The organism is Mycobacterium sp. NGS50 (assembly GCF_059812545.1).
Window position 1 is genome coordinate 115,143 of the sequence record NZ_JCALCW010000004.1, and the last position, 20,480, is coordinate 135,622.

Annotated in this window: 19 protein-coding genes; 6 read left to right on the forward strand and 13 right to left on the reverse strand. The window is 70.7% G+C overall.

Going from position 1 to position 20,480, the window contains the following annotated elements:
• Positions 1–39: 39 nt before the first annotated feature.
• Entirely contained in the window at positions 40–1,200 is a 1,161-nt protein-coding gene (locus AC5Y36_RS04565; RefSeq protein WP_500039667.1) for a hypothetical protein, read from the reverse strand.
• A gap of 199 nt (positions 1,201–1,399) precedes the next feature.
• Here AC5Y36_RS04565 and AC5Y36_RS04570 point away from each other — a divergent pair, with 199 nt between their 5' ends.
• Positions 1,400–2,251: a putative endonuclease domain-containing protein gene (locus AC5Y36_RS04570; RefSeq protein WP_500039668.1), complete on the forward strand. Its 852-nt coding sequence runs from the start codon at positions 1,400–1,402 to the stop codon at positions 2,249–2,251.
• Positions 2,252–2,330: 79 nt separating this feature from the next.
• On the opposite strand, the gene glnA is transcribed toward AC5Y36_RS04570, so the two are convergent.
• Positions 2,331–3,767 (reverse strand): type I glutamate--ammonia ligase, encoded by a 1,437-nt coding sequence (glnA, locus tag AC5Y36_RS04575; RefSeq protein WP_500039669.1) that lies wholly within the window; start codon positions 3,765–3,767, stop codon positions 2,331–2,333.
• Positions 3,768–3,916: 149 nt separating this feature from the next.
• On the opposite strand from glnA, the gene AC5Y36_RS04580 reads away from it, so the two are divergent.
• The gene (locus AC5Y36_RS04580; protein WP_500039670.1) at positions 3,917–4,378 is read left to right on the forward strand and encodes an RDD family protein; all 462 of its coding nucleotides are present in this window, start codon (positions 3,917–3,919) and stop codon (positions 4,376–4,378) included.
• A 10-nt stretch (positions 4,379–4,388) separates the two neighbouring features.
• Here the strand turns inward: AC5Y36_RS04580 and AC5Y36_RS04585 are convergent, their stop codons facing one another.
• Genes AC5Y36_RS04585 through sucB form a run of 5 tightly spaced genes read right to left on the reverse strand, consistent with a single transcriptional unit; the run spans position 4,389 to position 9,447 of the window.
• Entirely contained in the window at positions 4,389–5,144 is a 756-nt protein-coding gene (locus tag AC5Y36_RS04585) for a DUF4191 domain-containing protein (RefSeq protein ID WP_500039671.1), read from the reverse strand.
• A 22-nt stretch (positions 5,145–5,166) separates the two neighbouring features.
• A complete protein-coding gene (gene lipA, locus AC5Y36_RS04590) occupies positions 5,167–6,096 on the reverse strand; it encodes a lipoyl synthase (RefSeq protein ID WP_500039672.1) in 930 nt (309 codons plus the stop codon).
• On the reverse strand, positions 6,093–6,794 hold the full coding sequence (gene lipB, locus AC5Y36_RS04595; RefSeq protein WP_500039673.1) for a lipoyl(octanoyl) transferase LipB: 702 nt from the start codon (positions 6,792–6,794) through the stop codon (positions 6,093–6,095). The genes lipA and lipB overlap by 4 nt, the downstream gene beginning before the upstream one ends.
• 13 nt (positions 6,795–6,807) lie before the next feature.
• Positions 6,808–7,719 (reverse strand): TIGR01777 family oxidoreductase, encoded by a 912-nt coding sequence (locus AC5Y36_RS04600; protein ID WP_500039745.1) that lies wholly within the window; start codon positions 7,717–7,719, stop codon positions 6,808–6,810.
• A 6-nt stretch (positions 7,720–7,725) separates the two neighbouring features.
• Entirely contained in the window at positions 7,726–9,447 is a 1,722-nt protein-coding gene (sucB, locus tag AC5Y36_RS04605) for a 2-oxoglutarate dehydrogenase, E2 component, dihydrolipoamide succinyltransferase (RefSeq protein ID WP_500039674.1), read from the reverse strand.
• Positions 9,448–9,662: 215 nt separating this feature from the next.
• Here sucB and AC5Y36_RS04610 point away from each other — a divergent pair, with 215 nt between their 5' ends.
• Complete coding sequence (locus AC5Y36_RS04610; protein WP_500039675.1) at positions 9,663–10,559, forward strand: hypothetical protein; 897 nt, start codon at positions 9,663–9,665, stop codon at positions 10,557–10,559.
• Positions 10,560–10,567: 8 nt separating this feature from the next.
• Here AC5Y36_RS04610 and AC5Y36_RS04615 read toward each other — a convergent pair whose 3' ends face one another.
• Positions 10,568–12,091 (reverse strand): leucyl aminopeptidase, encoded by a 1,524-nt coding sequence (locus AC5Y36_RS04615; protein WP_500039676.1) that lies wholly within the window; start codon positions 12,089–12,091, stop codon positions 10,568–10,570.
• A 15-nt stretch (positions 12,092–12,106) separates the two neighbouring features.
• Positions 12,107–13,198, reverse strand: a complete 1,092-nt coding sequence (locus tag AC5Y36_RS04620) for an adenylate/guanylate cyclase domain-containing protein (protein WP_500039677.1) — start codon at positions 13,196–13,198, stop codon at positions 12,107–12,109.
• Positions 13,199–13,230: 32 nt separating this feature from the next.
• Between AC5Y36_RS04620 and gcvT the strand changes: the two genes are divergently transcribed.
• Entirely contained in the window at positions 13,231–14,325 is a 1,095-nt protein-coding gene (gene gcvT / locus AC5Y36_RS04625) for a glycine cleavage system aminomethyltransferase GcvT (RefSeq protein WP_500039678.1), read from the forward strand.
• A 23-nt stretch (positions 14,326–14,348) separates the two neighbouring features.
• A complete protein-coding gene (locus AC5Y36_RS04630) occupies positions 14,349–15,470 on the forward strand; it encodes a branched-chain amino acid aminotransferase (RefSeq protein WP_500039679.1) in 1,122 nt (373 codons plus the stop codon).
• A gap of 6 nt (positions 15,471–15,476) precedes the next feature.
• On the opposite strand, the gene AC5Y36_RS04635 is transcribed toward AC5Y36_RS04630, so the two are convergent.
• From AC5Y36_RS04635 to AC5Y36_RS04650, 4 genes are all read right to left on the reverse strand, one after another.
• Complete coding sequence (locus AC5Y36_RS04635; RefSeq protein ID WP_500039680.1) at positions 15,477–16,742, reverse strand: PGRS repeat-containing protein; 1,266 nt, start codon at positions 16,740–16,742, stop codon at positions 15,477–15,479.
• A gap of 111 nt (positions 16,743–16,853) precedes the next feature.
• Entirely contained in the window at positions 16,854–17,585 is a 732-nt protein-coding gene (locus AC5Y36_RS04640) for an adenosylcobinamide-GDP ribazoletransferase (protein WP_500039681.1), read from the reverse strand.
• On the reverse strand, positions 17,582–18,628 hold the full coding sequence (gene cobT, locus AC5Y36_RS04645) for a nicotinate-nucleotide--dimethylbenzimidazole phosphoribosyltransferase (RefSeq protein ID WP_500039746.1): 1,047 nt from the start codon (positions 18,626–18,628) through the stop codon (positions 17,582–17,584). Before cobT ends, AC5Y36_RS04640 begins: the two co-directional genes overlap by 4 nt.
• 13 nt (positions 18,629–18,641) lie before the next feature.
• Positions 18,642–19,325: a DUF3043 domain-containing protein gene (locus tag AC5Y36_RS04650; protein ID WP_500039682.1), complete on the reverse strand. Its 684-nt coding sequence runs from the start codon at positions 19,323–19,325 to the stop codon at positions 18,642–18,644.
• Between the two features lie 69 nt (positions 19,326–19,394).
• On the opposite strand from AC5Y36_RS04650, the gene AC5Y36_RS04655 reads away from it, so the two are divergent.
• Positions 19,395–20,471, forward strand: a complete 1,077-nt coding sequence (locus tag AC5Y36_RS04655; protein ID WP_500039683.1) for a glycerate kinase family protein — start codon at positions 19,395–19,397, stop codon at positions 20,469–20,471.
• Positions 20,472–20,480: the final 9 nt, after the last annotated feature.

The window sequence follows — 20,480 nt, forward strand, 5'->3', positions numbered from 1 at the left end:
GGGCCACCCGGGGGTGGCCCGCCGTTCGACAACCGCGAATCAGCCGGCGAAGGCCGCGGTGAACATCGTGCCCAGGTCGCTCATCAGATCGGAGAACGCGCCGTCGGCGCTGAACACGTCGCCGAAGGGGCCGCTGCCCAGGGTGGCGAACAGGTCGTTCAGCGCGGTGCCGACAGCGTCGGGGTCGAACTCGAAGCCGCTCGGGATGCCGGTGTCGGCGCCGCCCAGCAGTCCGCCGAGGTTGGCGAACAGCGCCATGCTCTGGTCGAACGCGCCCATCAGGCCACCGATGCTGCCGTCGTCGAGGGCGCCGGAGTCGTTGCCGATCAGCAGCAGGCCGGTGAGCTCCTGCGGGTCGTAGGCGGTGATCCCGAGCAGACCGTTGAGGCTCTGCTGCTGGGCGTCGAACATCAGGTTGAAGATGTTGAACGCGTTGTTGACGACACCGTTGTAGGCGTTGTCGGTGCCGTACAGCGCCTGCTCCAGCGCCAGCTCGGCGTCGACCAGGTTGGTGCTGAACGCCTGCTGCGCGGAGACCAGCTCGTCGTTGAAGTTGGTGACGCTGGCCACCAGCTCCTCGAAGGCCTCACCGGCGGGGCCGTCTTCGATGCTGCTGCCGGGAACCGAGCTGTCGATGGCGGCAGCGAACGCCAGCGCACCGATGTAGTGCCCGATGGCGCTCTCCAGCCCGGCGAACGGGATGCTGTTGGTGTGGTTGGGGTCGACCAGCAGACCGGCGTTGAGCTGAGCGGGGTCGAAGGAGGTGAAGACCCCTTCGTCGTCGAGGGTGCCGCGGGCGCCGAGCAGGCCCAGCATCGAGGCCTGCGCCGCGCCGCCGAGCGCGTTGTTGGCGTCGAAGAACTGCTGCAGCGTGACGTTGACGCCGTAGGGGCGGATGCCCTCGAGGTCGCCGTTGGCCACGGCTTCCTTCAGGGAATTGAACACGTCGGCGATGAACGTGGTCTGACCCGCGACGATGTCCGCGTTGGAGCTGAAAAGCCCCTCGATCAGCGAGGAGTTGGAGGCGAGCTGCTGTCCGAGGATGTCCTCCAGAAAGCTGCCGGCCTCCCCAGCGGTCAGCTGAATGTTCTGTGTGTGCACCTGTGACAGGGCCGGGGCGACCACCGGTGTAGCGGCGATCATGCCGGCGGCGGCGAGCACCACACCAGCGGTGACGTACGGGCGAGCAGCGAGCTCCATAACCACTTTCTCCTAAGGTAAGGCTAACCAGACTTCTGAACACTACCTGAGTGCTTGCCGTGATTGTGGCCTACCCCCCACGGGATGAGCTCAGCCCCGCATCGGGCCGTCCGACCGGCTCGTTTGGCCCTTTCCGGTTGTCCACAGCAGCCGCCGGAGTGAACACCGGAACCCGTCGCGGGCGGCGACGATCACAGGCGTGGCCGAACTCGACTGGCTGCTGGGCCGCTCCGGGGTGGTGTCGCGCCGCGAACTGGTCGCGGCGGGAGTCGGGGATTCGCGGATCCGCGAGATGGTGGCCTCGGATGCGTTGCGCCGGTTGCGCTCCGGCTGGTTCGCGGGGCCGCACGCCGACCCGGCGGTGTGCCGCGCCGTGGCCCTGGGCGGGGCGCTCAGCTGTGTCTCGGCGTTGAGCCAACGCGGCGTGTGGATTCCGGAACGGGAAGCCTGGGTGCTGCACGTGCGGATGAACGGCTACCGGCGGCGGGCGGCGGGCAACGTTTCCGGTGTCCGATTCTGCGCGGGCGTGGCGCCGACCCGCCGACCGGTGGACGACCTGGAATCGTCGGTGCTCGCCGCGACCCACTGCCTGGACGGCACCGAACTGATCGCGGTGTTCGATTCGCTGCTCAACAGGCGGATCGTGGAACCCGAGCACCTGCGGGACATGCTGTCGGGCCGGTCGGCTCGGGTGCATCGCTGTCTGGCGGCAGCCGACGGGTCGGCCGAGTCCGGCACCGAAACGGTGCTGCGGCTGTACTTCCGGGCCCGTCGCATCGAGTACCGCAGCCAGGTGGTCATTCCCACGGTGGGGCGGGTCGATTTCCTGGTGGGGCGGCGGTTGCTGGTCGAGGCCGACAGCCGGGCGCACCATGCCGGTGACGGCATCGAACCGGATCGGGACCGCGACCTGGCGGCGCACCGCCTGGGCTATCTGCCCTTCCGCGCCTCCTACCAGCAGGTGTTTCACCGGTTCGAGGCCGTGGCGGCGGCGCTGGACGCGGTGATCAGCCGTGGCGAACACCTGCGTCGCGCTGAAATAGACGTCTAAATTGCGTAAACCGCCGATTTTCGGGGCTGTATGCGAATTTAGACGTCTATTTCAGTCGGAGTCAGCGCGAGGCGCCGACTTACACGTCGTAGTACAGCGCGAACTCGTACGGGTGCGGCCGCAGGTTGATCGGCGCGATCTCGTTCTCCCGCTTGTAGTTGATCCACGTCTCGATCAGGTCGGAGGTGAACACGCCGCCCTCGGTGAGGTACTCGTGGTCGGCCTCCAGGCGGTCGATCACCGCGGACAGCTGGGTCGGGGCCTGCGGGATGTTGGCGGCCTCGTCCGGCGGCAACTCGTAGAGGTCCTTGTCCACCGGCGCCTGCGGCTCGATCTTGTTCTTGATGCCGTCGATGCCGGCCATCAGCATGGCCGCGAACGCCAGGTACGGGTTGCCGGAGGAGTCCGGGCAGCGGAACTCGATGCGCTTGGCCTTGGGGTTGGTGCCGGTGATCGGGATGCGCACGCAGGCCGACCGGTTGCGCTGGCTGTAGACCAGGTTGATCGGGGCCTCGTAGCCCGGCACCAGCCGCTTGTAGGAGTTGACGGTGGGGTTGGTGAACGCCAGCAGCGACGGCGCGTGGTGCAGGATGCCGCCGATGTAGTGCCGCGCGGTGTCCGACAGGCCGGCGTAGCCGGACTCGTCGTAGAACAGCGGGCTGCCGTCCTTCCACAGCGACTGGTGGGCGTGCATGCCGGATCCGTTGTCACCGAACAGCGGCTTGGGCATGAACGTGACGGTCTTGCCGGCCTGCCAGGCGGTGTTCTTGATGATGTATTTGAACAGCATCAGGTCGTCGGCGGCGTGCAGCAGCGTGTTGAACTTGTAGTTGATCTCGGCCTGGCCGCCGGTGCCGACCTCGTGGTGGCCGCGCTCCAGGGTGAACCCGGCGTTGATCAGGTTGGTGGTCATCTCGTCGCGCAGGTCGACGTACTGGTCGGCCGGCGCCACCGGGAAGTAGCCGCCCTTGGGCCGGACCTTGTAACCGCGGTTGGGGCTGCCGTCGAGCTCGGTGGCCTGCCCGGTGTTCCACCATCCCGACGTCGAGTCGACCTCGTAGAACGAGCCGTTGATGCTCGAGTCGAAGGCGATCGAGTCGAAGATGTAGAACTCGGCCTCGGCGCCGAAGAAGGCGGTGTCGGCGATGCCGGTGCTGGCCAGGTAGTTCTCCGCCTTGCGGGCGACGTTGCGCGGGTCACGCGAGTAGGGCTCACGGGTGAACGGGTCGTGTACGAAGAAGCTCAGGTTCAGCGTCTTGGCGGCCCGGAACGGGTCGATCCGCGCGGTGTTGGCGTCGGGCAGCAGCATCATGTCCGACTCGTGGATCGACTGGAAGCCGCGGATCGAGGAACCGTCGAAGGCCAGCCCGTCGTCGAAAACACTCTGGTCGAACGCCGACGCCGGAATCGAGAAGTGCTGCATGACCCCAGGCAGGTCGCAGAAGCGGATGTCGATGTACTCGACGTCCTCGTCTTTGACGAGCTTGAGGACGTCGTCGGCGGTCTTGTCGGTCACAGAAGTGTTCTCCTCTACGTAAGTGGACCCCAAGGGGACGTTATGGAGCCCATATTTCCCGCACGTAACAGTCTGTTGCGCAGACGTTACGCAACGCCTTGCGGTGCCCGTCCAGCCGGGTATGTTCCGCCGCCGCCTAGGGTGGGTCCATGGCCCGCGAACTGTCCTCCTGGCTGTCCGGCCCGGGGATGGACGACCCGGGGCGCCAGGCCGGGTATCCCGGCCAGCGGCTGGGGCTGCCCGAACACGGCCCGGGATCGCTGGCCCGCACGGGACGCCGGCTGGCGGCGCTGCTGGTCGACTGGCTGCTGGCCTACGGCCTGGCCGGGCTGGCGATGGCGTTCGGTGTGCTCACCCCCGCGTGGCTGTCGACCGCGGTGCTGGTGATCTGGCTGCTGTTGGGTGTGGCGGCGCTGCGCTTGTTCGGGTTCACTCCCGGGCAGTACCTGTGTGGGCTGCGGGTGGTATCGGTGGATCAGCGCGGTGTCGGCCTGGGGCGCGCGCTGGCCCGTGGAGTGATTGTGGCGCTGGTGATTCCGGCGTTGTTCACCGACGGCGACGGTCGCGGCGCCCAGGATCAGTTGACCCGCACCGCGGTGGTGCGTCGCTGAGCGTCGCGGTCTACCGCCGGCGCACGGTGCGCTGCACGCCGCGCATCTTGGCCCCGGCCGGCATCGGCCCCTTGGGCAGGCCGGCGACACCGGTGCGTGCGCCCAGCGCGTTCAGCTTGGACTCCAGGGTGTCGAGCTGTTTGACGTTGATGTTGGCCGGCAGCTTGGTCAGGTGCCGCTCCAGCTTGGCCAGCGGCACCTCGCCCTCGCCGTTGCCGACGATGACGTCGTAGATCGGCACCTCGCCGACCACCCGCGCGGTGCGCTTCTTCTCCTGCGCCAGCAGCGGCCGCAGGCGCGCCGCCGATCCCTCTGCGACGAAGATCACACCGGGCCGGCCGATCACCCGGTGCACGGCGTCGAAGTGGCCGGTCCCGGCCACCCCGGGGGTGACGCGCCACTTGCCGCGCAGGTTGTCCAGCACCCACGCCGCCGCTCCCGCCTGGCCCTCGGCCTTGCGGTAGACCGATCGCTGGGCGCGGCGGCCGAAGATCATGAACGCCACCAGCACGCCGAGCAGTACCCCGGCCGGGACCATCAGGATCAACGAGGAGGTTCCGCCGGTCAGCAGTCCGACCGCGGTCGCCGCGCCGACGATCAGCACGAACGCGCCGATCATGTAGGGCAGCAGCCGGGTGTCTTCCTTGCGCTGCATTCCGAACGCCTGCCAGAGCTGGGCGCGGCGCTGACGGGCGGCGGCCTTGCGGGCGACCTTCGCCTCGGCACGGGCGGCCTTGTTCTCAGCCATGCTGCGGGGTTTAGCCATAGCTACCTAGGATAGTGCGCGCTCAGCGCCCGGCCCGCTGCTGGACGGCCTGGGCGTAGAGCCGGCCGGCCCGATACGACGAGCGAACCAGCGGCCCGGACATCACCCCGGCGAAGCCCAGCTGTTCGGCGTACTGCGAGTACTCGACGAACTCCTCGGGCTTGACCCAGCGCTCGACCGGGTGGTGGCGCACCGAAGGCCGCAGATACTGGGTGATGGTGACCAGGTCGCAGCCGGCGTCGCGCAGTTCGGAGAGGGCAGCACGCACCTCGTCGGGGGTTTCGCCCATGCCCAGGATCAGGTTGCTCTTGACCACCAGACCGAAGTCGCGGGCCGCGGTCAGGACCTCGAGGCTGCGCTGATAGGTGAATCCGGGCCGGATCCGCTTGAAGATCCGCGGTACGGTCTCGACGTTGTGTGCCAGCACTTCCGGGCGGGTCTCGAAGACCTCGGCCAGCCGGTCGGGGTCGCCGTTGAAATCGGGCATCAGCAGCTCGACGCCGGTGCCCGGGTTCAGGGCCTTGATCGCGCGCACCGTCTCGGCGTACAGCCAGGCGCCGCCGTCGGGCAGGTCGTCGCGACACACCCCGGTGACGGTGGCGTAGCGCAGTCCCATGGCCTGCACGCTCTCGGCGACCCGGCGCGGCTCGTCGCGGTCGAGCGCGGCGGGTTTACCGGTGTCGATCTGGCAGAAATCGCAGCGACGGGTGCACTGGTCGCCGCCGATCAGGAAGGTGGCTTCCCGGTCCTCCCAGCATTCGTAGATGTTGGGGCAGCCGGCTTCCTCGCACACCGTGTGCAGACCCTCGCGCCGCACCAGCTTCTTGAGTTCGGTGTACTCCGGACCCATCTTGGCGCGCGTCTTGATCCACGGGGGTTTGCGCTCGATCGGGGTCTCGGCGTTGCGCACCTCCAGGCGCAGCAGCCTTCTGCCTTCGGGAGCGACGGTCACGGCGTCGATGTTACCGGGGTGACGAGGTCGGCCGCTCGCACCGGCAGTGTCCCGTCCAGGGCGTCGACGACGGCGTGCGCCACCCGGTCGCGGATCTCGTCGACACCGACCCGGCGGGCGAGTTCGGCCGACAGCGACGTCACTCCGGCGTCGGCGATGCCGCACGGCACGATCGTCCCGAAAGCACCCAGATCGCAGTCACAGTTGAGGGCGAACCCGTGCAGGGTGGTGGCCCGCGACACCCGCACCCCGATGGCGGCGATCTTGCGGGCCGGGCGTCCCCGCGCCGGTGGGCACCACACCCCGGAGCGGCCGTCCACCCGGCCGGTCGCAAGGCCCAGGTCCGCGCACACCGCGATCAGCGCCTGCTCGAGGCGGCGCACGTAGTTGACCACGTCCAGCGGTTCGGCCAGCCCGATGATCGGATAGCCCACCAGTTGGCCGGGGCCATGCCAGGTGATCTTGCCGCCGCGGTCGGTGTCGACGACCGGAGTGCCGTCCAGCGGCCGTTCATGCGGCAGGGTGCGCCGTCCGGCGGTGTACACCGGCGGGTGCTCCAGCAGCAGCAGGGTGTCGGGTCCGCCGGCGACCCGTGTGTCGGCCAGCTCGCGCTGCATCTCCCAGGCCGCGAGGTAGTCCAGGGTGCCCAGCTGGCGAACGTCGACGGCAGCGGTGCTGGACCGGATCGAGGCGGTCATGACATCGACGGTACTAAACGGTGACCGGTGGGGTGGTCGCGTACCCGAGCGCCTCACCAATGGTGTTGTGGTTGAACCGGAAACCGTTGGCTTCCAGTGCGGCGGGGATGGCGCGCTGACCGACCAGCAGTCCTTCGTCGGCGAACTCGCCGAGTGCGGCGCGCACCGCGAACCCGGGCAGCAGCAGCGGGGTCGGGCGGTTGACCGCGCGGCCCAGCGCGGTGGTGAACTCGGCGTTGGTCACCGGAGCGGGCCCGGTCAGGTTCACCGGGCCGGACACCGCGGGCTGCCGGATCGCGAAGATCAGCGCCCGCACCTCGTCCTCCAGGCTGATCCACGACATGTACTGGCGGCCGTCGCCCAGCCGGGCGCCCAGGCCGACGAAGAACAGCGGCCGCAGCCGGCGCAGCATGCCACCGGCCGGGGCCAGTACCAGCCCGCTGCGGGCCAGCACCACCCGCACGCCGGCCTGCTGGGCGGACCAGGTGGCCGCTTCCCAGTCGTGGCACAGCTGGGCCAGGAAACCCGTTCCGGCCGAGTCGGTTTCGTCGACAGCCCGATCCCGGGTGTTGCCGTAGTAGCCGACGGCGCTGGCGTTGATCAGCACCGGCACGCCGGCGTCGGCGACGGCGTCGGACAGCACTTCGGTCGGGGTGATCCGGGAATCGCGCAGGTTCTGTTTGAATGCGCCCGACCAACGCCGGGAGCCGATGTTGACACCGCAGAGGTTGACCACGGCGTCCACGCCGTGCAAGGCGCTGGGCTCCAACTCGCCGCTCTCGGGATCCCAGTGCAGCTCACCGCCGTTCGCCGGTGTTCGGCGCACGATGCGGATCACCTGGTGGTCGGCGGCCCGCAGCGCCGAGACCAGCGCGGAGCCGATCAGGCCGGAGGAGCCGGCGATCGCGATGGTGGCCACGAACAGCCCGCCTTACAGACCTAAGTCGGCCTCGAAAGCACCCTCTTCGAGCCGGTTGCGGATGGTGGTCACGAAGCGTCCGGCGTCGGCGCCGTCGATGAGGCGGTGGTCGTAGGTCAGCGGCAGGTAGCAGACCGAGCGCACGCCGATCAGCTCGTTGCCGGCGTCGTCGGTGATCACCCGGGGACGCTTGACGATCGCGCCGGTGCCCAGCATGGCGGCCTGCGGTGGAACCAGGATCGGGGTGTCGAACAGCGCGCCCTGACTGCCGATGTTGGTGATGGTGAAGGTGCCGCCGGACAGTTCGTCGGGCCGCAGGTTGCTGGTGCGGGCGCGGTTGGCGATGTCGGCGATCGCGCGGGCCAGCCCGGCCAGCGACAGGTCACCGGCGTTGTGGATCACCGGGGAGAGCAGGCCCTGGTCGGTGTCGACCGCGAAGCCCAGGTGCTCGGCGTCGTAGTAGGTGATCTCCTTGGTGTCCTCGTTGTAGCTGGCGTTGACGTTCGGGTGCGCCTTGAGCGCATCGATCGTCGCGCGGGCGATGAACGGCAGGTAGGTGAGGTTGACACCTTCGCGTTCGGCGAAGGCGTTTTTGGCCCGCGCCCGCAGCGCCACGATCTTGGTCATGTCGACCTCGTGGGTCTGGGTGAGCTGCGCGGTGGCCTGCAGGGACTCGCGGGTCTTCTTGGCGGTGAGCTGACGGATCCGGCTGGCCTTGGCGGTGGTGCCGCGCAGATGCGACAGCGCGGGAGCAGCCGCCGCCGGGGCCGCGGGTGCCGGTGCGGCGGCCGGGGCCGACGGCGCCGGCGGCGCGGCGGGCGCCTTCTTGGCTTCGGCAGCGGCCAGCACATCCTGCTTGCGGATGCGTCCGCCGACGCCGGTGCCGGTCAGCTGCGCCAGGTCAACATCGTTGTCGGCGGCCAGTTTCCGCACCAGCGGCGTGACGTAGGGGGTGGCGTCGGACGCGTCGGCCGCGGCCGGCTCGGCCTTCGGCTCCGGCTTGGGTTCGGGCTTCGGCTCCGGCTTGGGTTCGGGCTTGGGTTCGGGCGCCGGGGGCGGTGCCGCAGCAGGTGCCGGCTCCGGCGCGGCCTTGGGAGCGGGTGCCGCAGCGGGCGCGGCGCCGGCCGAACCGATCTTGGCCAGCTCGCCGCCGACCGCGACGGTGTCGTCCTCGTTGGCGGTGATGGACAGCAGCACACCGGCCACCGGCGAGGGGATCTCGGTGTCGACCTTGTCGGTGGACACCTCCACCAGCGGGTCGTCGACCTGCACCGAGTCGCCGACCTGCTTGAGCCAGCGGGTCACCGTGCCCTCGGTCACCGACTCGCCCAACTCGGGCATCACCACCGAGGTGGCCGCACCGCCGTTTGACGGTGCCGCCGGCGGTTCAGCAGCCGGGGGAGCCGGGGCGGCCGCCGCGGGCGCCGCCTCGGGCTCGGGCGCCGGCTCGGGCTCGGGTTCGGGTTCGGCCGCCGGCTGCGCGGCGGGAGCCTCACCGGCGTCGCCGATCACCCCCAGTTCGCCGCCGACCTCCACGGTGTCGTCCTCCTGGGCGACGATTTTGGTCAGCACGCCCGCGACCGGCGAGGGGATCTCGGTGTCGACCTTGTCGGTGGACACCTCGAGCAGCGGCTCGTCGACCTCGACGGTGTCGCCTTCCTGCTTGAGCCAGCGGGTCACCGTGCCTTCGGTGACGCTTTCACCGAGGGCGGGCATCTGGACTGAGAAGGCCATCGTTGTTGACTCCTCGCTCGATCGGTCGGCTGCCGTCGTCCCCTGGATACCACACAGTGGTGGGCCGGGGGCGGTGCCCAGGCGGACGGTCGAAAACCATCCTGTCATTGCGGCGTTGCCGGCACACAGCGAGGTGGCGGTCGGACGTTGTTTGACACGTGTTCAGCGAGCAAATTCGCCGTTGACCGCGGGGCGGCGCCACTACCATCGCGGTGATGGCAGGAGAACAACTCGGCGACGCGTGTCTGCTATGGACCGGCTTCGACATCTCGATCGTGGCCCGCAACTATGCGCAGCTGGCCGGCGTGCTGGCCGGGTTCGCGTTCGTCGTCATCAATTTGGTGCTGGATCGTGCGTACCGGCGGCGCGCCGAGGGCGCTCCGGACGCGCGGGAGATCGAGCACGAGACCCTCACCGGCGTCGCGCTGATGAACGCGTTTCTCGGGCTGTTCCTGGCCGCGGTGCAATACAGTCTGCTGGCCGGCGAGCAGGGCTGCGCTGTGACCAGCGGCCGGGCCACCTCCGCGGAACTGTTGGGCGGCATATCGTTTGTGGCCTCGCTCTACATCCTGCTGTACGCGATCGTGCAGTTCGTCTCGGGTTCGGCCGGTGCGCTGATCCGCCACTGCGTGTTCATCGTGGCGGTACTGGTTCCACCGATCGCGGTGTTCTTCGTGGAAGCCACGCTGACCGATCTGGCGCTCTCGCTCGGTGACCCGCACACCCGTCAGCCGCTGCAGCCGCTGTGGGATCAGGCCAACCAGTGGTCGATCCCCACCACGGCGGTTATCACGCTGGCATGTGCGGCCGGGTGGTTCGTCGGGCGCCGCAGACGGCGTGGCGAGACACCCACCGGCTTCGCGGCGGGGCGCATTCGGACGGTGTTTCCGTACCTGAGCACCGTCGTGATCATCGCGGCGATCGTCCGCTCGATGGCGGCGTTGCCGAAAACCGATTCGGCAGCCCACCTCGATGCGACGGAAGCCTGGCTGTGGGTCGCGGTGTTCGCGGTGCTGATGCTGGTCCTCAGCGCGGCACTGTCGTTTCAGCACGGCGTGGAAAGCCCCTACCGGCCCCCCGAAACCGCCGAGGACGCCGAGACCGCCGCCTGATCCGCCGGTCAGCCGTTGGCCGCGATGTCCTCGAGTACCGCGAACATGGTGCGGGTCGGTACCCCGGTCCCGCCCTTGGGCGTGTATCCCCACGGACCCGAACTGTTGTAGGCGGGTCCGGCGACGTCGATGTGCACCCAGGACACCGCGTCGGCGACGAACTCCCGCAGGTAGACGCCGGCGACCAGCATGCCGGCGAACCGCTGGCCGCTGACGTTGGCCAGGTCGGCCACCGTGGATTTCAGGTCGTCTTTGAGTTCGTCGGGCAGCGGCATCGGCCAGCCGTTCTCGCCGACCGACTGCGAGATGGCCGCCACCCGGTCGCGGAACTCGTCGGAGCCCATCACCCCGGGGATGCGGGCGCCCAGCGCGACGGTCTGCGCCCCGGTCAGCGTCGACGTCTCGATCAGGTAGTCCGGCTTGTCCTCGCAGGCCCGCACGATGGCGTCGGCGAGGATCAGCCGGCCCTCGGCGTCGGTGTTGAGTACCTCCACGGTGGTGCCGCCGTACTGGGTCAGCACGTCGCCGGGGCGCTGGGCGGTGCTCGACGGCATGTTCTCGGCCATCGGCACGGTGGCGATCACGTCGATGGGCAGGTTGAGTTCGGCGGCCAACACCACGGTGGCGATCACCGCGGCGGCCCCACCCATATCGGAGGTCATGTGGTGCATCGAGGCGGCCGGTTTGATCGAGATGCCGCCGGTGTCGAAGGTGATGCCCTTGCCGACCAGCGCGACCCGTTTCGCCTTCTTGGATCGGGCGCGGTGGGTCAGCCGCACCAGCCGCGGCGGGCGTGCCGAACCCTTGCCGACCCCGACCAGGCCGCCGTAGCCGGCCTTGGACAGTGCCTTGTCGTCGAGGACCTCCACCTCCAGTCCGACAGCCTCAGCCAAAGCCCTTGCCCGCTTGGCGAATTCGTCGGGGAACAGGTGGCTGGGCGGGGTGTTGACCAGGTCGCGGGCCCGCGCCACCGCCCGGGCGACCGCCGCGGCGTGCGCTGCCTGCTTTTTGGCGTCTTCAGCCGTCGAGAGCACGGTGACCTTGGCCAGCGCCGCGTCCTTGGGTGCGGTCTTCTCGGACCGGAACGCGGTGAACCGGTAGCCGCCCAGCATCAGCCCCTCCACGGCGGCGCCCACGACACCGTCGCCGCGCAAGCCGGACAGGGTGGTGATCACCGACTCGGTGCCGCTGACCGCACGGGCGGCCGCGCCGGCGGCGCGGCGGATCACATCGGCGGGCCAGTCGTCGTGCCGCCTGCCCAGACCGACCGCCAGCACACTGGCCACCGGCAGCGAGGAGATCACCAGCCGGTTCACCTGCTCGGCGCCGCCTTTGGCGTTCAGTGCCCGCAGCCCGGATTCGATGTCGGCGATCGCATCGGCGGGCAGCGCCGGCTCGGTCAGCGCGACCAGCGCACCGGATTCGTCGCCGGCGGAGACCACCGGCACGATCAACACCGATTTGGTGACCCCGCGACCGGGCAGGGTGGTGGCGACGGTCACGGTGGGGGGCTGGTAAGAATCAGTGCTCACGACTGATCAGCCTAATCACCGGCCTGCCCGCAGATCGTAGGACGTCACCGGATCGTCGAAGCCCTTGAGCAGCAACGGATCCTGCAGGGCCGCCGGCCAGTCCGGCAACTCGTCGCGGACGTCGGCGGGAGCCAGGATCTGTCCGGGCTCCGCCGCCCCGACCAGCCGGGCGGCCAGGTTCACCGGGTTACCGAAATAGTCGCCGTTGATGGCCAGCACCTGGCCGTATCCCAGACCGGCGCGGACCTGCAACCCGGCCCGGCGGGCCTTCGGGTGTTCGACCAGGTCGACCGCGGCTTGGGCCAGCCGCTCCGGGGTGGTGCTCACCCACATCACGGCGTCGCCGATGAACTTCACCACCCGGCCGCCGTCGGCGTGCACCACGTCGGAGACGGTGCCGCCGAAGTCGGTCAGCAGGTTCGCCAGCTCGCTGGCCGTCAGCAGCTGGGTCAGGGCGGTGAAGCCGGTCAGGTCGGCGAACCCGACGCCGCAGTGAATGCTCGCCGACGGGCCCCCGGCGAGCCCCTCCAGGAAGGTTCGTGCGCTGATCTGGTGGTGGCGGTGGACGGCGTCGATCATCGCGCCCAGGCGGGGGATGAACTGCGCCACCGCGCGCCACGCCCGGGCGGTGGTCACCTCGTCGTTGGTGTGGCCGAGCCACATGTCGGGCTGGGTGAGCCGGATCATCGACGATTCGGCCTCGGCGAGGCGGGCCATCGTCGCCCCGAGCACCCGCAGGAAGCCGTCGACCGGCTCCCCGAGGTTCGACCGCATCTGGACCCAGGTGGCCAGTCCGTCGACGTCGGCCTGGCTGAGCGCGGGGGTGTCGCGGCTCGCGACGTTCAGGCCCAGCATGGTCCACGCCCGCTCGATCTCGTCGACGGGCACACCCAGCGCCTCGGCCGCGGTGTGCAGTGTGTAGCTGGGCGGACCCGAGCGCCCGACGACGTCACCGGCGAGGCCGAACAGGCGGCCGCGGCGCTCGGCGTCGACCATCTGCTCGGTGGTGAAGCCCAGATTGGCCAGGTACTCGATCAGCGGAGCCCGCCGGCGGGCATTGGCGATTCCGGCGGCCTCCAGCGCGTCGAAATCCAGGGAGTCAGCCATTCGCACAAGTGTGCCGGTTAGGGTGGCTCGTCGTGAGCGAACTGCAGCATGGACCCCTGGAAGACCGTCACCGCGAATTGGGCGCCAGCTTTGCCGAGTTCGGCGGCTGGCTGATGCCGGTGTCCTATGCGGGCACGGTCGGCGAACACAACGCCACCCGCGAAGCGGTCGGGCTCTTCGATGTCAGCCACCTGGGTAAGGCGACGGTCCGCGGCCCCGGCGCCGCCGCGTTCATCAACGCCACCCTGACCAACGACCTGACCCGCATCGGTCCGGGAAAAGCGCAATACACGTTGTGCTGCAACGAATTCGGCGGCGTCATCGACGATCTGATCGCCTACTACGTCAGCGACGACGAGATCTTCCTGGTCCCCAACGCCGCCAACACCGCCGCGGTGGTCGCCGCGCTGCAGGCCGTCGCGCCGGCCGAGATCAGCATCACCGATGAGCACCGCTCCCGCGCAGTGCTGGCGGTGCAGGGTCCCGAGTCCACCGAGATTCTCACCGGGCTGGGTTTGCCAACCGACATGGATTACATGGGCTTCGCCGACGCCTCGTATGCCGGGGTCGCGGTGCGGGTGTGCCGCAGCGGGTACACCGGCGAGCACGGTTATGAGCTGCTGCCGGACTGGGGTTCGGCCGCGGTGGTGTTCGACGCGCTGTCGGCCGCGGTGGCCGAGGCCGGCGGGCAGCTGGCCGGGCTGGGCGCCCGCGACACCCTGCGCACCGAGATGGGTTACCCGCTGCACGGCCACGAACTGTCGCTGGACATCTCGCCGCTGCAGGCCCGCTGCGGGTGGGCGATCGGCTGGAAGAAGGATGCGTTCTTCGGCCGCGACGCGCTGCTGGCGGAGAAGTCCGCCGGGCCCCGGCGGCTGCTGCGCGGTCTGCGTGCGGTCGGGCGGGGCGTGCTGCGCGCCGGGCTGACCGTGCTCGACGGTGACACCGCGGTGGGGGAGACCACGTCGGGGACGTTCTCGCCGACGCTGAAGGCCGGCATCGCGCTGGCACTGATCGACACCGCTGCCGGCATCGACGACGGCGCGCAACTCATTGTCGATGTGCGGGGACGGCCGCTGCCGTGCGAGGTGGTGGCGCCGCCGTTCGTCGCAGCAAAAACCCGGTAGTGCGCGGCGATACAATCGCAGCCATGACGATCGCCGGCCAGGAAGGTGGCCCCCTCGAGTTCACCGTCGCCCGCAACACGAACCCGGCGACGGCGGAGGTACGCGAATCGATTCTGGCGAATCCCGGTTTCGGCAAATTCCACACCGACCACATGGTGTCGATCCACTACACCGCCGGGCGTGGCTGGCACGACGCGCAGGTGATGGCCTACGGGCCGATCGAACTGGATCCGTCGGCGATCGTGCTGCACTACGCGCAGGAAGTCTTCGAAGGGCTCAAGGCCTACCGCTGGAACGACGGTTCGGTGGTGTCGTTTCGACCGGAGGCCAACGCCGCCCGGCTGCGGGCCTCGGCGCGCCGGCTGGCGATACCCGAACTGCCCGACGAGGTGTTCATCGAGTCGCTGCGGCAGCTGATCGCCGTCGATGCGGCGTGGGTTCCGCCGGCCGGCGGCGAGGAGTCGCTGTATCTGCGGCCGTTCGTCTTCGCCACCGAACCCGGGCTGGGGGTGCGCCCGTCGCGTGAGTACCGCTACCTGGTGATGGCCTCGCCGGCCGGCGCCTACTTCCAGGGCGGCGTCAAACCGGTCAGCGTGTGGCTGTCGACGGAGTACGTGCGGGCCTGCCCGGGCGGCACCGGGGCAGCGAAGTTCGGCGGCAACTACGCCGCGTCGCTGATCGCGCAGGCCCAGGCCGCCGAGCAGGGCTGTGACCAGGTGGTGTGGCTGGACGCCGCCGAACGCCGCTACGTCGAGGAGATGGGCGGCATGAACCTGTTCTTCGTATTCGGCAGCGGCGCGTCGGCCCGGCTGGTGACGCCCGAGCTGTCCGGGTCGCTGCTACCCGGCATCACCCGGGATTCGCTGCTGCAGTTGGCCAGTGACGCCGGATTCACGGTCGAGGAACGCAAGATCGACGTCGACGAGTGGCAGAAGAAGGTGGCTGCCGGCGAGATCACCGAGGTGTTCGCCTGCGGCACCGCCGCCGTCATCACCCCGGTCGGGCGGGTCAAATACGCCGACGGTGAGTTCGGCATCGGCGACGGCCAACCCGGCGAGGTGACGATGGCCCTGCGCGACACGCTGACCGGCATCCAGCGCGGCACCTTCGCCGACACCCACGGCTGGATGGCCCGGCTGGGTTAGGCCGGCTCACCCGACCGGGCTGGGTGTGCCGGGGCTGCCGTCGGCGCCGTCGGCACCCCGCGTCGGCAGACCTTCCCCGCCCGCACCGCCCGTTCCGGCGGCGCCACCCACGGCCCCGCCGCTGCCGTCGCCGCCATTCCCGCCGTCCCCGCCGTCGCCGCCAACGGCGCCCAGACCGCCCAGGGCGCCATTGCCGCCGCGGCCGCCGGCATCGCCGGCACCGTAGGCGTCGCCGCCATCCCCGCCGCGCCCGCCGTGGCCGCCGTGACCGAGGTTGTCGGACGCGGTGGGCGACAGCAACGTGGTGCCCCAACCGCCGGCACCACCGGGACCGCCGTCGCCGCCGTTGCCTGAGGTGGTGCCGCCGTTGCCGCCGTGACCCCCGGCGCCGCCGTCGCCGCCGTCGCCGGACAACCCGAACAGCGCACGTCCGTAGCTGCCGCCGACCCCGCCGTACCCGCCCCAGCCGCCGGCCCCGCCGTCACCGACGGCGCCGGCATCGGCACCGTCGGCGCCGGGGCCGCCGTCACCGCCGTCGCCGCCCTTGCCGAACAGCAGGCCCGGTGCGTAGCCGCCGTACCCGCCGAGTCCGCCGTCATTTCCCATCCCGTTGGTGCCTCCGGCCCCGCCCGCGCCGCCGGCGCCGCCGACGCCCATCAGCCAGCCGCCGTCCCCGCCGGTGCCGCCGCTTGACCCGCCGCCACCCCCGGCGCCGCCGTTGCCGATCATGCCGGCGTCGCCGCCGCTGACACCGAACTGGCCGGTGTCGTAGGTGTAGGCGTCGCCGCCGTCGCCGAACAACAGTCCGCCGTCACCACCCTCCGGGTTCGACCAGGTGCCGTCCGCGCCGTTGCCGATCAGCAGTTGCCCGCCGCCGAAGGTGTCGTTGATCCAGGTGCTGGTGGCGATGCCGGACGGGGTCGCCAGCCATGCCTGGCCGGCATCGTGCAGCGGGGTGTAGATCGCGGTGTCGAACCATTCGGCGGCCGAGATGTCGGCGGCCGCGGTGGCCGGCGGCAACGCCAGCGCGCCGGGGTCACCGAAACCGGTCAGGAACGATTCCCAGCCGCTGGCGTCCGGGCCGCCGGCGTTGGGGTCCAGCCACGCCCAGCTCGCCGGATCGAACAGGTCGACGATCCAGTCGGTCAGCGGGTCGGCCTGGGCGGGGACGCTGCCCAGTGGACTCATCCCGAACGCCAGCACCGCGCCCAGCCCGGCCAGGCGGGCCCGACGGGTGCGGCGAACAGCTGTGTGGCGGCGCTGACCGGACATGACCTGTTCCTCTCCGAAAACCTGTCAATTCACTAAGCGCAGACAGTAAGGCAGCTGAGAGAAAAGGTATGCGGTAGTCGACTACTGCATTTTCGGTGTGGGATGCCGGAGCTACCCGGCGGCCAGTGCCACGGCGGTCACCGTCGTCGTCGCCTCGATCGCAGCGCCCAGCACGTCGCCGGTGATGCCGCCGAACCGCCGGACGCAATGCCGGACCAGCAGCGCCGCGCAGCCCAGCGCGACCAGCACCGTCACTGGCCCCTGCCACGGCCGCGCACCCGCCCACACCGATGCCGCGGCCAGCGCCGCAATCCAGCCCAGCACCACCAGCGCATGCTGGCTGCCGGCCACACCGGCGCCCAGCGCGCTGCCCTGCGCGACCGGCACCGTGCGCCGACAGGCCAGCACGGCGGCGACGCGTCCAGCGGTGACCGCGACCACGACCGTCACCGGAGCCAGCACCGAGAACGCGAACGCCTGCAACGCGATCACCAAAACCACCGCGGCCACCCCGAACGGGCCGGTCGAGCCGTCGCGCATCACCTGCAGCGCCCGCTGCGGGGGGCCGTAACAGCCCAGCCCGTCGGCGGTGTCGGCCACCCCGTCGAGATGCAGACCGCGGGTCGCCGCCAGCAACGCCGCCACCGCGAGCAGCCCGGCCAGCGGACTGCCCGCGCCGAACGCCAGCCCGCCGGCCCAGCACACCGCCGCCGCCAGCGCGCCCAGCGCGGCGCCGACGATCGGGAACGCCGTCATCGCCCCCCGGCCCACTGGGTGCCGTGCCGGACCGGGAACCGGAAGAATCGTCCCGAAAGCGAAGGACGTTGCCAGCGAACGGATCACGGCCGTGCGCGGTCGGTGACGCCGGCTTCGGCGAACGTGGACATCGACGCCAGCGCGGCCACCGCCGCCCGCAGCACGGGCAGCGCCACCGCCGCACCGGTGCCCTCACCCAGCCGCATCGACAGGTCGAGAATCGGATCCAGCCCCAACTGCGCCAGCGCCAGCGCATGCGCCGGCTCGGCGGACAGATGACCGGCCTGCCACCACAGCCGGGCGTCCGGGGCCAGCCGTTCGGCGACCAGCGCCGCCGCCGTCACCGCCAGCCCGTCCAGTAGCACCGGGGTTCGCCGCAGCGCGGCCTGAGCGCAGAACCCCGCCATCGCCGCCAGGTCGGCGCCGGCGCAGCAGCGCAGCAGCGCAACCGGATCGGCCGACAGCGGCCGCGCCCGGTGCATCGCGTCGCGCACCGCGGCGGTCTTGCGGGACCAGCCGGCGTCGTCGATCCCGGTTCCGTAACCGACCACCGCCACCGGCTCCGCGCCCACCAGGGTGGCGATCAGCGCCGTTGCCGCGGTCGAGTTCCCGATCCCCATGTCGCCGGCGATCAGCAGATCGGCACCGGAGTCGACTTCTTCGTCGGCGATGCGCCGACCCGCCTGGATCGCCGCCGCGGTCTGCTCATCGGTCAACGCGTCCTCGACGGCGATGTTTCCGCTGCCACGCCGCACCTTGTGGCTACCAACGGATTCCGGGACGGCATCGGTGTCCACGGCGAGGTCGACCACCCGGATGCCGGCGCCGGCGACCTCGGCGATGGCGTTGATCGCCGCACCGCCGGCGACGATGTTGGCGACCATCTGCGCGGTCACCTCCGGCGGATAGGCCGACACCCCCGCGCGGGCCACACCATGGTCCCCGGCGAACACCACCACCCGGGCCCGCTCGAACTGCCGTGGCGGGCAGTGCCCCTGGCAGGAAGCCGCCCACACCGACAGATCCTCCAGGCGGCCCAGCGCACCCCGCGGCTTGGTCAACAAATCCTGGCGAACCCGGGCCGCCGCGGCGACCTCGGGGTCAGGCGGCTGCACCGCGGCGAACGTCATATCGGGACAGGCGTCAGCCAACCGGGTCGCCGAGCTTGACCTGGGGTCGGGGTGCCCGGGTGCGGCGCAGCTGCGACGCGCGGCCGACGGCGTAGAACCCCAGCTTCCAATGGCTTTCGGTGTTGTCGGGGAATTTGGCGTCGGCCAGCCGGTTCACTTTGCGTCCCAGCAGCAGCCCGTCGATCAGCATCGCGGCCATCACGATCAGCATGGCCGGGTAGACGTAGAACTGGTACATCGGCAGCGCCATCCCGAAGAACACCACGCCCAGCGCCAGCGGCATGAACAGGCCCAGCAGGTTGCGGCGGGAATCCACCACGTCGCGGGCGAAGCGGCGCACCGGACCCTGATCGCGGGTCAGCAGGTAGCCCTCGTCGCCGGACATCATCCGTTCCCGGCGTTCGTTCATGCGTTCGCGTCGCTGGGTGCGCTCCTCGCGGCGCTCCTCGCGGCTCAACTTGGGTCCGGCCATCGCCTTGCGCCGGGCGCGGGCCTCGGCGGTGGTCATGGGAGCCGGCGCGACGGGCCCGCGCTTCTTGGCGGCATCGCTGCGCTTGGGCGTGGGCCGGCCCTTGGGTGCGGTCCCGCGCGCGCCGGATTCCGGCGCCAGACTCACCGACGCGGCGGACTCGTAGGCGGCGATGGTCTCTTCAACGGAGTCCTCGGGGGTGTTCTTCTTGCGGCCCAGCAGCTTCACACCGGCCAGGTTACTGCGCTGGCCCCGTTTCCGGGCGGGCGCCCGGGCCGGGTCGCTAGCGTTCCAGGGATGACCGCGAGCTCTACCCTGCGGGTGCTGATCGCACCGGACTGCTACGGCGAGAGCCTGACCGCAGTGGAGGCGGCGGCGGCGATCGCCGCCGGCTGGAACCGCAGCCGCCCCAGCGACCGGGTCACCATCGCCCCGCAGTCCGACGGCGGTCCCGGATTCGTTGCGGTCCTGGCCGGCGGCCTCGGGCAGGTGCGCACCCTGCGGGTGGCCGGGCCGCTGGACACCGACGTCGACGCCGAATGGGTCCTGGACGCCGGCACCGCCACGGCGTACCTGGAAAGCGCCCAAGCCTGCGGCCTGGGCCGACTCGACGGCGCGCCGTCGGTGCACACCGCGCTGGCCGCGCACAGCAGGGGAGTCGGTCAGCTGATCGAGGCGGCGCTGCGGGACGGCGCGCAACGGATCGTCGTCGGGTTGGGCGGCAGCGCCTGCACCGACGGGGGCCGCGGGCTGGTCGAGGAACTGGGCGGGCTGCCCGAAGGCCGGTCGCGGCTGGCCGGCGTCGAGCTGATCGCCGCCACCGACGTCGAATACCCGCTGCTGGGACCGTGGGGAGCGGCCCGGATCTTCGGGCCGCAGAAGGGCGCGGATGCGCCCACCGTCGGCGCGCTCGAACAGCGGCTGCAGGACTGGGCCGCCGAACTCGACGCCGCCGCCGGACGGGAGGTCAGCGCCGAAACCGGCGCGGGCGCGGCCGGCGGCATCGGGGCGGCGCTGCTGGCCCTGGGCGCGGTGCGCCGCTCGGGCGCCGAAATCGTCGCCGAACACACCCGGCTGGCCGACGCGATCGGCGCCGCTGACCTGGTCATCACCGGTGAGGGTCGGTACGACGAGCAGTCCCTGCACGGCAAGGTGATCGGGGCCCTGACGGCCACCGCGCAATCGTGCAATGTCCCGGTGCTGGTCCTGGCGGGTCAGATCACCCTGGAGGAACCGGCGCTGGTCTCGGCCGGCGTCCTTGCCGCCCGCGCCATCGCCGACTATGCCGGTTCGGTGCGCCTGGCCATGGTCGATGCGACCAACCAGCTGATGGGTCTGGCGTCGGCGACGGCGGCGCAACTGGCCCGTGACTAGCCCAGACGC

Excerpts from the sequence above, each read along its gene's own strand:
- AC5Y36_RS04565 (WP_500039667.1), bottom strand. The coding sequence starts at position 1,200 with ATGGAGCTCGCTGCTCGCCCGTACGTCACCGCTGGTGTGGTGCTCGCC.
- AC5Y36_RS04580 (WP_500039670.1), top strand. The coding sequence starts at position 3,917 with ATGGCCCGCGAACTGTCCTCCTGGCTGTCCGGCCCGGGGATGGACGAC.
- AC5Y36_RS04585 (WP_500039671.1), bottom strand. The coding sequence starts at position 5,144 with ATGGCTAAACCCCGCAGCATGGCTGAGAACAAGGCCGCCCGTGCCGAG.
- lipB (WP_500039673.1), bottom strand. The coding sequence starts at position 6,794 with ATGACCGCCTCGATCCGGTCCAGCACCGCTGCCGTCGACGTTCGCCAG.
- sucB (WP_500039674.1), bottom strand. The coding sequence starts at position 9,447 with ATGGCCTTCTCAGTCCAGATGCCCGCCCTCGGTGAAAGCGTCACCGAA.
- AC5Y36_RS04610 (WP_500039675.1), top strand. The coding sequence starts at position 9,663 with ATGGCAGGAGAACAACTCGGCGACGCGTGTCTGCTATGGACCGGCTTC.
- AC5Y36_RS04620 (WP_500039677.1), bottom strand. The coding sequence starts at position 13,198 with ATGGCTGACTCCCTGGATTTCGACGCGCTGGAGGCCGCCGGAATCGCC.
- AC5Y36_RS04630 (WP_500039679.1), top strand. The coding sequence starts at position 14,349 with ATGACGATCGCCGGCCAGGAAGGTGGCCCCCTCGAGTTCACCGTCGCC.
- AC5Y36_RS04635 (WP_500039680.1), bottom strand. The coding sequence starts at position 16,742 with ATGTCCGGTCAGCGCCGCCACACAGCTGTTCGCCGCACCCGTCGGGCC.
- cobT (WP_500039746.1), bottom strand. The coding sequence starts at position 18,628 with ATGACGTTCGCCGCGGTGCAGCCGCCTGACCCCGAGGTCGCCGCGGCG.
- AC5Y36_RS04655 (WP_500039683.1), top strand. The coding sequence starts at position 19,395 with ATGACCGCGAGCTCTACCCTGCGGGTGCTGATCGCACCGGACTGCTAC.